The sequence below is a fragment of the Pseudomonas sp. 05N433 genome (genome assembly GCF_056396925.1).
Genome location: NZ_JBFTML010000095.1, coordinates 1 through 10,244, shown reverse-complemented (window position 1 = coordinate 10,244; position 10,244 = coordinate 1). Strand labels below are relative to the sequence as shown.

Annotated in this window: 13 protein-coding genes and 1 pseudogene; 7 read left to right on the top strand and 7 right to left on the bottom strand. The window is 58.7% G+C overall.

The genetic code is table 11. The annotated features are described in order from the left end of the window. Positions 1–102: 102 nt before the first annotated feature. Positions 103–1,164: an AI-2E family transporter gene (locus AC1DIS_RS29210; RefSeq protein WP_018925405.1), complete on the top strand. Its 1,062-nt coding sequence runs from the start codon at positions 103–105 to the stop codon at positions 1,162–1,164. Here the strand turns inward: AC1DIS_RS29210 and AC1DIS_RS29205 are convergent. From AC1DIS_RS29205 to AC1DIS_RS29195, 3 genes are all read right to left on the bottom strand, one after another. Then, complete coding sequence (locus AC1DIS_RS29205) at positions 1,161–1,343, bottom strand: hypothetical protein (RefSeq protein ID WP_018925406.1); 183 nt, start codon at positions 1,341–1,343, stop codon at positions 1,161–1,163. The two genes, AC1DIS_RS29210 and AC1DIS_RS29205, sit on opposite strands and share 4 nt — an antisense overlap. Positions 1,344–1,444: 101 nt before the next feature. Further along, positions 1,445–1,639, bottom strand: a complete 195-nt coding sequence (locus tag AC1DIS_RS29200) for a hypothetical protein (protein WP_018925407.1) — start codon at positions 1,637–1,639, stop codon at positions 1,445–1,447. Positions 1,640–1,831: 192 nt separating this feature from the next. Continuing rightward, positions 1,832–2,200 (bottom strand): hypothetical protein, encoded by a 369-nt coding sequence (locus tag AC1DIS_RS29195; RefSeq protein WP_018925408.1) that lies wholly within the window; start codon positions 2,198–2,200, stop codon positions 1,832–1,834. A gap of 238 nt (positions 2,201–2,438) precedes the next feature. Between AC1DIS_RS29195 and AC1DIS_RS29190 the strand changes: the two genes are divergently transcribed. Continuing rightward, positions 2,439–3,257 (top strand): shikimate 5-dehydrogenase, encoded by an 819-nt coding sequence (locus AC1DIS_RS29190; RefSeq protein WP_477743731.1) that lies wholly within the window; start codon positions 2,439–2,441, stop codon positions 3,255–3,257. A 163-nt stretch (positions 3,258–3,420) separates the two neighbouring features. On the opposite strand, the gene AC1DIS_RS29185 is transcribed toward AC1DIS_RS29190, so the two are convergent. Beyond that, complete coding sequence (locus tag AC1DIS_RS29185) at positions 3,421–4,068, bottom strand: YceH family protein (RefSeq protein ID WP_018925410.1); 648 nt, start codon at positions 4,066–4,068, stop codon at positions 3,421–3,423. Between the two features lie 127 nt (positions 4,069–4,195). Between AC1DIS_RS29185 and AC1DIS_RS29180 the strand changes: the two genes are divergently transcribed. Then, positions 4,196–4,705, top strand: coding sequence for a DUF1993 domain-containing protein (locus AC1DIS_RS29180; RefSeq protein ID WP_019579999.1), 510 nt, complete (start codon positions 4,196–4,198; stop codon positions 4,703–4,705). Between the two features lie 69 nt (positions 4,706–4,774). On the opposite strand, the gene sstT is transcribed toward AC1DIS_RS29180, so the two are convergent. Next, positions 4,775–6,007: a serine/threonine transporter SstT gene (gene sstT / locus AC1DIS_RS29175; protein ID WP_028941213.1), complete on the bottom strand. Its 1,233-nt coding sequence runs from the start codon at positions 6,005–6,007 to the stop codon at positions 4,775–4,777. 334 nt (positions 6,008–6,341) lie between these two features. Here sstT and AC1DIS_RS29170 point away from each other — a divergent pair, with 334 nt between their 5' ends. Next, complete coding sequence (locus tag AC1DIS_RS29170) at positions 6,342–7,496, top strand: MFS transporter (protein WP_018925413.1); 1,155 nt, start codon at positions 6,342–6,344, stop codon at positions 7,494–7,496. A gap of 4 nt (positions 7,497–7,500) precedes the next feature. On the opposite strand, the gene nhaR is transcribed toward AC1DIS_RS29170, so the two are convergent. Continuing rightward, on the bottom strand, positions 7,501–8,400 hold the full coding sequence (gene nhaR, locus AC1DIS_RS29165) for a transcriptional activator NhaR (protein WP_138867943.1): 900 nt from the start codon (positions 8,398–8,400) through the stop codon (positions 7,501–7,503). A gap of 155 nt (positions 8,401–8,555) precedes the next feature. On the opposite strand from nhaR, the gene AC1DIS_RS29160 reads away from it, so the two are divergent. Further along, complete coding sequence (locus AC1DIS_RS29160; RefSeq protein WP_007940414.1) at positions 8,556–8,798, top strand: hypothetical protein; 243 nt, start codon at positions 8,556–8,558, stop codon at positions 8,796–8,798. 28 nt (positions 8,799–8,826) lie between these two features. Then, positions 8,827–9,576, top strand: coding sequence for a TerC family protein (locus tag AC1DIS_RS29155; RefSeq protein ID WP_477781266.1), 750 nt, complete (start codon positions 8,827–8,829; stop codon positions 9,574–9,576). Between the two features lie 80 nt (positions 9,577–9,656). Here the strand turns inward: AC1DIS_RS29155 and AC1DIS_RS29150 are convergent, their stop codons facing one another. Continuing rightward, positions 9,657–9,827: a hypothetical protein gene (locus AC1DIS_RS29150; protein WP_477781265.1), complete on the bottom strand. Its 171-nt coding sequence runs from the start codon at positions 9,825–9,827 to the stop codon at positions 9,657–9,659. Positions 9,828–9,998: 171 nt separating this feature from the next. Here AC1DIS_RS29150 and AC1DIS_RS29145 point away from each other — a divergent pair. After that, positions 9,999–10,244: pseudogene (locus tag AC1DIS_RS29145) on the top strand (peptidase C39 family protein); the annotation flags it as partial.

The following is a 10,244-nucleotide window of genomic DNA, read 5'->3' as shown; positions in this document are numbered from 1 at the left end:
GGATCTATGCTTGACCAACAAACAGATGGCACTCGCGCCAACCGTGGCGGACTAAACATAAGGACGCGAATTTTCGCTTCTGCGCATTGGCATGGACCGGACATGAACGAAACGAAGCTCCAGAACACTTCGCTGATGGTCTTGCTGGCTGTGGTGACCGTTGCCTTCGTCTGGATTCTGCTGCCGTTCTACGGTGCGGTGTTCTGGGCGGCCATCCTCGGCATTCTGTTTGCGCCCTTGCAGCATCAGTTGCAGCTGAGATTCGGTTGGTCACGCAACCTGACGGCCCTGTGCACCTTGAGTCTATGTGTGCTGATTGCGATCCTGCCGGTAATCATCATCAGTACCTTGCTGGTTCAGGAGGGTGCGGCGCTTTATGGCCGAATCGAAAGCGGCGAACTGGACATTGCCGGGCATGTGTCGCAGTTCAAACACAGCTTGCCGCCGTACTTTCAGCACTTGCTCGATCGTTTCGGCATGGGTGAACTGAGTGGGCTTCGCGAGAAAATCATCAAGAGCATGATGCAAGGCAGTCAGTTTCTGGCGTCCCAGGCGTTCAGTTTTGGCCAGGGGACGTTCGATTTCGTGGTGGGTTTTTTCATCATGCTGTATCTGCTGTTTTTCTTTCTGCGGGACGGGTCTGAACTGGCGCGCAAAGTGCGCGCGGCGATACCGCTGGAAGATAACCAGAAGCGTCGCTTGCAACTCAAATTCAATCGGGTGGTGCGGGCCACGGTGAAGGGCAGTTTGCTGGTGTCGATCACGCAAGGGGCGTTGGGCGGGTTGATTTTCTGGTTTCTGGATATCCCGAGCGTGCTGCTCTGGGCGGTGTTGATGGCATTCCTGTCGCTGTTGCCGGCGGTGGGGGCGGGTATCGTCTGGGTGCCGGTGGCGGCGTATTTCCTGCTCAGCGGTGCGATTTGGCAGGGCACGGTGCTCGCGTTGTTCGGGGTGTTCGTGATCGGGTTGGTGGACAATATCCTGCGACCGATTCTGGTGGGCAAGGACACCAAAATGCCTGACTACCTGATTCTCATCTCGACCCTGGGTGGCCTGGCGATTTTCGGCCTGAACGGTTTTGTCATCGGCCCGTTGATTGCCGCGTTGTTTATGTCGAGCTGGGCGATTTTCGTCGATACCAAACAGCGGGTTCAGCTGCCTTAAGCGTTGAGCTGGCCTGAGCCGATACGTTGCGACAGGGCTTGGGCGTCGGGAAGCGAAGTGAGCGGGCCGCTGATCGGTTCGCCGTCCTGTACGAGATACCAGCAGGCAAGCAATCCCAGTGCTCTGAGCGGTGCGGGAACGGCGCTGCCGATAACGGACATAATCTGAACCTGAGCCATAAGTACCTCCATCAATCTGTGGGGTTACCTTACGGATCGGACGCTTGAGTGGAAAATCAACGCTTTCGATAGTCGTCATTGATGCCAGTGAGTGTTGGCGATCAGTCCACGACTTGATCGAGCATATGCACGACTTCCTGTTCATTGAGCAGGCCTTTGCGCACCAGGTTTTCCGCCAGCAGCGAGAGAAACTTGGCGCTGCGATGGCCTTCCAGGTGCTTGAGCTCGGTCAGTGCGTTGTACACCTTGCTGGATGTGCACAAGCCGACAATGCGGTGCGGGTTTTGTGTGGGCATGAGGTCGTCCTTGTTTTTATCAACCTGTTGTTTATGGACAGATCAAGCTTGCGGGCCTGTCATGACATAAATATGACCGACTTTACCTGCCGGTACTGTCCCGACAGCGACCTTGACGAGATTTATTCAGACTCCGTTCGCCTTGCGGCCACAAAAAAGGCCCCGCTGTTGAGGCGGGGCCTGATGAGTCTGTTACCAGCGGTCGTCACGGTAATAACCATGGGGATGGCCATAGTAGCCGCGCGGTGGGCCATAGTAGCCGCGTGGTGGACCGTAATAAATCGGTGCCGGGCGGTAGTACATCGGTTGTTGGACATAGACCGGCGCCGGTTGGTAGTAAACGGGCGGTGGCTGTACGTAAACCGGTTGAGGCTGAGCGTAAACCGGTTGCTCTACATACACCGGCCGGTCGCGGCCGATAATTGCCGAGCCGATGATTGCCGAGCCGACGATCGCACCAAACACAGCCGGACCTTCCCAGCCACGACCACCTGCTTCTGCCTGCCCTGCGATAGCGAGAGCACCGATCAGCAAGGCTACTGTGGGGATTTTACGGATCATGATAAGTCCTCGGTTCTTCGACCCGGCGCTTGGGTCTGCAATAGACACAAGTTGTCGCGGGGATACTTCTAAGACAGCAATTTTTTGAAAATCAGCACAGCCGTTGGGTAAATTTTGTGTAAGGTCTGTACCGGTTTCTTTACGGTGCTGTCTGGTACAGACATACCCTTATGATCGACCACAATCCGGTGGAATTGTTAATTCCGTCCATCTGAAAGTGCTACTGAAGGAGATTCGGATGCAGATGAACCCCAACAAAGACACCCAGTTGTGCATGTCACTCTCGGGCCGTCCCGGCAATTTCGGCCTGCGGTTTCACAATCATCTGTACGAACAACTGGCGCTGAATTTTTACTACAAAGCCTTCAGCAGCCAGGACCTGACGGGGGCTGTCAGCGGCATTCGTGCGTTGGGTATTCGGGGTTGCGGCGTGTCGATGCCGTTCAAGGAGGCCTGCATCGCGCTGGTCGATGAGCTGGATGCATCGGCCGAGGCTATTCAATCGATCAACACTATCGTCAACACCAACGGCCACCTCAAGGCCTACAACACTGATTACATCGCCGTCGCCCAGTTGCTCGAAACCCACCAGGTGCCCAAGGATTCGACCTTTGCCCTGCGCGGCAGCGGCGGCATGGCCAAGGCCGTGGCCAGTGCCTTGCGCGATGGCGGCTACAAAAACGGCTTGATCGTGGCCCGTAACGAACGCGCCGGGCGTGCCCTGGCCGAATCGCTGGGTTACCAATGGCAGGCGGAACTGGGTGCTCAACGCCCGCAGATGCTGATCAACGTCACGCCGATCGGCATGACCGGTGGCCTGGAAGCCGATCAACTGGCGTTTCCCCCTGAAGCCATCGCTGCCGCCGAAACGGTTTTCGATGTGGTGGCGACTCCCTCGGAAACACCGCTGATCGTGCGTGCTCGTGCCGAAGGCAAACGGGTGATCACCGGGCTGGAAGTGATTGCCATCCAGGCGCTGGAGCAGTTCGTGTTGTACACCGGCGTGCGACCGACCGATGAGCAGTTTCAGAAAGCCGTGGCGTTTGCCCGGAGCTGAATTCCGATTATCGGTTGGACCTGTGGCGAGGGAGCTTGCTCCCGTTGGGTCGCGAAGCGGCCCCAAAGCAGTCAGCACACCGAGTTTGCCGGCCTTGCGACTGCTTCGCAGCCGAACGGGAGCAAGCTCCCTCGCCACAGGGAACTCGGTACATCGGGAAGGGTTATTCGAGGCGCGCCAGGCGTTCTTCCAGCGCCGCAATCCGCGCTTCAAGCTCTTCGATTCGCTCAACCGACACACCGCCACCGGTGCCACGTTCCACCGGGTTCTGTCGGGCCGCGAGGATCGCTTCGATATCCGCCGGATCACCCAGCGCATGCATGTAACGATCTTCGCGCTGACCGGCCTGGCGCGGGATCAACAGCGCCAGGCCTCGGGCGATCAAGCGCTCCAGTTGATGCACCACCTGTTCGGCATCTTCGAAGTCATGCATGCGGCCGCTGCGGGTCAGCAGTTCGTTGACCGTCTGCGGACCGCGCAGGAACAACAGCCCCGTCAGAATCACCTGGGCCGGCACCAGTTCCAGCGCCTTGTCGACCCGATGTTCCCAGCGGTCGGCACGGCTGCCCATCACCAGCCGGGTGAAGCCGCGACCTTCAAGGGCGCGCAGGCTCTGGCCAACCTGGCCCTGGCTGAGGTTCATCACCGGTTCGCGGCTGGTTTTCTGGTTGCAGGCAATCACCAGGGCATTGAGGGTCAGCGGATAGGTTTCCGGGCTGGTGGCCTGTTTTTCGATCAACGAGCCCAAAATGCGGATTTCCGTGCTGTTGAGCCGCGGTTCGTCGAAGGTCGTCTCTTGTTCAGTGCTCATCGCGCTTTTCCCTAGGCAGTCGAGCCGCCTAGCCTAATCCTTGCTGGATAAAAGACAAGTCGCAGGGCGCGCCGGCATGGCTATAATCGCTCCACGTTTTTTACTCCCGTCACCACACGAGACTGCCATGACTATTTCCCTGTACGCCGCATCCGTTCCGGTTTTCCAGCAAATGCTCAACGCCCTGAGCAACAACCTGAGCAAGGCCGAAGCCCACGCTACCGCGAAAAACATCGACCCGAACGCATTCCTGCAGGCCCGTCTGTACCCGGACATGTTCCCGCTAGTGCGTCAGGTGCAGATCGCCGTTGATTTCGCCAAGGGCGTTTCAGCGCGCCTGGCTGAAATCGAACTGCCGAAATACGACGACACCGAAACCACCTTCGCCGAACTGCAAGCGTTGATCGCCAAGGTTCTGGCCTTCATCGGCGAGATCAAACCCGAGCAGATCAACGGCAAGGAAGGCATCGAAATCGTGACCCGTCCTGGCACCCCTAAAGAGAAGCGCTTCACTGGCCAGGCTTACCTGCTGAGCTACGGTCTGCCGCAGTTCTTCTTCCACGTCACCACCGCCTACGCGCTGCTGCGTCACAACGGTGTGGAAGTGGGCAAGCGCGATTACATGGGCGCGTTCTAAACCACCCAGGTACAAAAAAGCCCGCCAAGGTGTAAGCCTTGGCGGGCTTTTTCGTTTTCGTCGGTGCGTTTACGCCAAACGCTGCGCCTTCAACTCTTCACCCTGGCAAGCCGCCGCGGTGAACAGCACGTCGGTGGAGGAGTTCAGCGCGGTTTCCGCCGAGTCCTGCAACACACCGATGATGAAGCCGACCGCCACCACTTGCATGGCGATTTCGCTCGGGATGCCGAACAGGCTGCACGCCAGCGGAATCAGCAACAACGAACCGCCCGCCACGCCCGAGGCGCCACAGGCACAAATTGCCGCGACGACGCTGAGCAGAATGGCCGTCGGAATATCCACGGCGATGCCCAGGGTGTGCACGGCGGCCAGGGTCAGCACAGTGATGGTGATCGCCGCGCCGGCCATGTTGATGGTCGCGCCGAGCGGGATCGATACCGAATAGGTGTCTTCATGCAGGCCCAGGCGTTTGCTCAATTCCAGGTTGACCGGAATGTTCGCCGCCGAGCTGCGGGTGAAGAAGGCGGTGATGCCGCTCTCGCGCAGGCAGGTGAGTACCAGCGGATACGGGTTGCGGCGCAGTTTCCAGAACACGATGACCGGGTTCATCACCAACGCGACGAACAGCATGCAGCCCAGCAGCACCGCCAGCAGGTGCATATAGCCGATCAATGCGCCGAAACCGGAAGTGGCGAGGGTCGAAGCCACCAGACCGAAGATCCCCAGCGGCGCAAAGCGAATCACCAGGCGCACGATCACGGTCACGCCATTGGACAGGTCGTCCAGCACTTCGCGTGTCGTCTCGCCAGCATGGCGGATCGCAATGCCCATGCCGATCGCCCACGCCAGAATGCCGATGAAGTTGGCGTTCATCAGTGCGCTGACCGGGTTATCGACCACGCTCAGCAACAGACTTTGCAGCACTTCGCTGATGCCGCCCGGCGCGGTGACCGCAACGTCCTGGGTCGACAGCACCAGGCTCGACGGAAACAGCGTACTGGCGATCACTGCAACCACGGCTGCGGCGAAGGTGCCCAGCAGATACAGAAACAGGATCGGCCGGATATGGGTTTCCTGGCCGTGCTTATGATTGGCAATCGAGGCCATGACCAGCACGAACACCAGAATCGGCGCGACAGCCTTGAGCGCCGACACGAATACTTTGCCAATGAAGGCGGTGGACTTCGCCACCTCAGGCGCGAACAGGGCCAGGGCAATCCCGGCGATCAGGCCGATGATGATTTGCGTGACCAGGCTGCTGCGTTTCAGGCGTTGCAAAAGAGAAGGGGATGAAGCGGTCATAACGGTATCTCTGATTTTATTAGGGTGCAGGGTTCCTTGGCTCATGCAGCAAAAAGCCGGGCAGGCTACATGGAGGGAACCGAAGGGGTCGCCACATCAATGCCAATCAATGGCCGATGAGCAAGGTGTCAATCTCGCGGGTCGCGGACTTTATCACAGCGTAGCCGCGATCCTTCAGACCTGTGACGATCTGCCACCCGATTGTTCAACGCGATTTGCAGGTTCGTGCAACTTCGTTTGGAAACACTCTGTTAAGCTTCGCCATCCTCATTTTCTAGTTCTGCCAGTGGGCCTTCGGGCTGTCGCTGGTGTCGTCGTTTTCCTGGAGTTCTGCATGCTGTTGCCCATTCTTCTGTTGTCCGCCGCCGGTTTCACGGTGCTGACCACGGAATTCATCATCGTCGGCCTGTTGCCGGCAATCGCCCGTGACCTGGACGTCAGCATCCCTCAAGCGGGTTTGCTGGTGACCCTGTTTGCGTTCACCGTGGCCGCGTTCGGGCCGTTCCTGACAGCGTATTTCGCAAGGTTTGAACGACGCAAACTGTTCATCAGCGTGTTGATCATGTTCGGCCTGGCCAACACGCTGGCGGCGTTTGCGCCGAACATTTGGGTGATGGCCATTGCCCGGTTGATTCCGGCGCTGGGGTTGCCGGTGTTCTGGGCGTTGGCCAGTGAAACCGCGGTGGACATCGTCGGACCGGACTACGCCGGGCGGGCGATTGCCAAGATTGGTTTCGGCATCGTCTGCGCCACCGTATTCGGCATTCCGGTCGGCACGTTGATTTCCGATGCGTTCGGTTGGCGCAGTGCTTTCGGCATTCTGGCGGTGATTGCGTTTGCCAAGGCGCTGCTGCTGTTTATCTATTTGCCGAAAACCAGCCTGCACCAGCATCAGGTGAGTTTTCGTTCGCAGTTCAAGATCCTGCGCAGCCCGCTGATGCTGGGTCATGTTCTGCTGTCGATCCTGGTGTTCAGCGGCATGTTCACCGCCTACACCTACCTGGCCGACATTCTTGAACGCCTCGCCGGTTTCAACGGCACCGTGGTCGGCTGGTGTCTGATGGGCTTCGGCGCGGTCGGGCTGATCGGCAACTCGCTGGGCGGTCGCGCGGTGGATCGTCACCCGCTGATCGCTTCTATGACGTTTTGCGCGTTCATGATTGCCGGCATGGTGACGCTGGTGCCGAACATTCACTCGCCGCTGGGGCTGGCGGCGGCGATGGGGATTTGGGGGGTGACCCAGGCGGCGTTGTTCCTGGTCAGTCATGTGCGGTTGATGAAGGCGGCGCCTGAAGCGCCGGCCTTCGCGGCGTCGTTGAACATTGCCGGGGCCAACCTCGGGATCGGCCTGGGCGCCATGGTTGGCGGCCGGGTGATCGACAGTGTGGGCCTGGGTGGACTGGGTTTCGCCGCAGCCGGTTTTATCCTGGTTTCGATTCTCCTGGCCATGGCGCTGATGACCTTCAAACCTCGCGAAGTCTGCGCCTGAGGCTTTACATCTCGGTGAACAGCTCGCGTCGGGCACCTTCGGTAATGGCGACAATGCCGGGGTGCTTGACCTTGCGTTCCACCGAAATGGCATAGAACGACTCGCGCACCGCGTCGGTCTGGCCGATCAACTCCACACCGCATTGGCGTTTCACCTCGTCGGCAATCACGCTCGGGCCGATGAAAATCCCGCTACCGGATTGGCCGAAAGCCTGCATCAAAGCGCTGTCGTCGAACTCGCCGACGATTCGCGGCTGGATCTGCTGTTCGGCAAACCAGCGTTGCAAGCGACTGCGCACCACGGTTTCCGGCCCGGGAATCAACAACGGGGCGCCGTGCAGGCTGTGGGGGAAATCCTGGCCGTATCGCGCCGTCAGTTCGGCGGTGGCGAAGAAGCTGATACCGCATTCGCCGAGCTTCTGGCTGTAGCCCTTGATGTCCAGATGCGAGGGCATCGGGCTGTCGGAAATCACCAGGTCGAGGCGTTGAATCGCCAGGTCGGCGAGCAATCGTTCCAGTTTGTCTTCGCGGCAGGTGATGCGTAGCGGCTCGCTCAACTCCATGGTCGGCGCGATCAGGCGATAGACGATGGATTTGGGCACCACATCGGCGACGCCCACCCGAAACAGAATCTGTTGCTCATTGGGCTGCGCCCGCAGCATCAGCTCCAGCTCGCCCCCAAGTTGAAACATCTGCTCGGCATAGGGCAGGGTCTGACGTCCGGCTTCGGTGAGTTCCAGTTGCCGCCCGACCCGGCGAAACAATTCAATGCCATAGGTTTGTTCGAGCAGGGAAATCTGCCCGCTGATGGTCTGTGGCGTCAGGTTCAACTGCTCGCAGGCGCGCACGATGCTGCCGGTCTTGGCCACCACCCAGAAATAATGCAGCTGTCGATAATTCAGCATTCATGTTCCCCGTAGCGTGTGTTTTGCTATGGATTCGTAAAAACCGAAGTATAACCGCTGAAAATACGAATTTTCCTGAAGTATTTGCCTCTTTAGACTGCCTCGCTATCGACGGATTGCCTTTCGGTTCTGTCTGTTCTATCGAGGAAAGCATCATGAAGCTTAAAACCACCGCGCTGCTGATCACCTCTTTACTGGTGTTGGCCGGTTGCGACCAGGCCGAGAAAAGTGCTCAGCAATTGATGGGCAAGGCCGCCGAAAGCGCCAAACAGGCGATCGACGATACCCACAAAGCCGCAGAACAAGCGTTGAGCGAGGCCACGAGTGGCCTGATCAGCAAGAAAGAACAACCGGCCAAAGAGACGGGCAAAACCGATTCTTCGTCCCAGGAAATCTAAACCGTCTACAACGAGTCAGGACTGACCCATGGAATACCTTTTAGAACTCGCTGCAAGCCCTACCGCCTGGGTCGCCCTGGCCACGTTGGTGGTGATGGAAATCGTGCTCGGCATCGATAACCTGATCTTCATCTCGATCCTCACCAATAAGCTGCCCGAGCAGCATCGCCAGAAGGCGCGGCGCATTGGTATCGGCATGGCGTTAATCCTGCGCCTGGCGCTGTTGAGCACCATCGCGTTTATCGTCCAGTTGACTGAACCGGTGATCGACATTCTCGGCCACGCGTTCTCCTGGAAGGACATGATCCTGATCGCCGGCGGCCTGTTCCTGTTGTGGAAGGCGACCACCGAGATTCATCACAGCATGGACCCGTCGCCGGAAGATCCGACGTCGGCCACCTCGACCGTGACCCTGGGCTTTGCCGCCGCCATCGGTCAGATCCTGATGCTCGACATGGTGTTCTCCATCGACAGCATCATTACCGCTGTCGGCATGACCGAGCATTTGCCGATCATGATCATTGCGGTGGTGGTGTCGGTCCTGGTGATGTTGCTGGCTGCTGACCCGTTGGCCAAGTTCATCAACGACAATCCGACGGTGGTGATGCTGGCGCTGGGCTTCTTGATCATGATCGGCATGACGCTGATCGCCGAAGGTTTCGGCRCCCACGTACCGAAAGGCTATGTCTACGCGGCCATGGCGTTCTCGGCGACGATCGAAGGCTTGAACATGCTGTCGCGGCGGGCCAAACAGAGGCGCGTTGCCGCAGAAGCTTAATCGCCGATAAACGAAACGGCCGCCTGAACTTGCGAGAGTCCAGGCGGCCGTTTTTTGTTTGTACGACTGAAAAGCGCCAGTCAGTGCGCGGTGATGGGGTGTGTAGCCGGTTTATCGGTTTTGGCCGCGGGCGCCGATTTAATCGGGTGGTGATGGTGCCGACGGGTAATGYGCAAAACGCCCCACAACATGGCGGCGGCCACTGCCAGCCAGCCGGAAATCAACATCACAATGGTCATTGTCAGGCTCATCAGTGCCTCCTCTTTGCCCTGCCGCGGGCGCACACTCTTCCTTGGTAAAGGACAGTCTAGCCGTTGCTGTGTTTCAGGCTATTGACCAAAGGTCGCCTGTCATCAACCCGTTCGCTCTATCAAATGCAAACAACTGCCGGTTAAGGCTATACCGCTGTCGCGCGGCATCCTATGATCGACGGCCAAGCCGGCTGCGTGATCGCCTGGCGTCTGAACAAGAGAGTGATGATGGTGCGGGTATTTTCTCGAATTCGATCTTTGGCACTGATCGTTGGCTGCGTTGCCGGCCTGGCTGGCTGCGCGGGGAGCGTAGCGCCTGAGATCAAGCGTCTGCCGGAGCGTGTCGAACTCAGCGGTACGTTCTACCGTGGGCAAAGTTATCAGAGCGGGCCTCAAGTGCTGGCCAGCCTGTTGTCC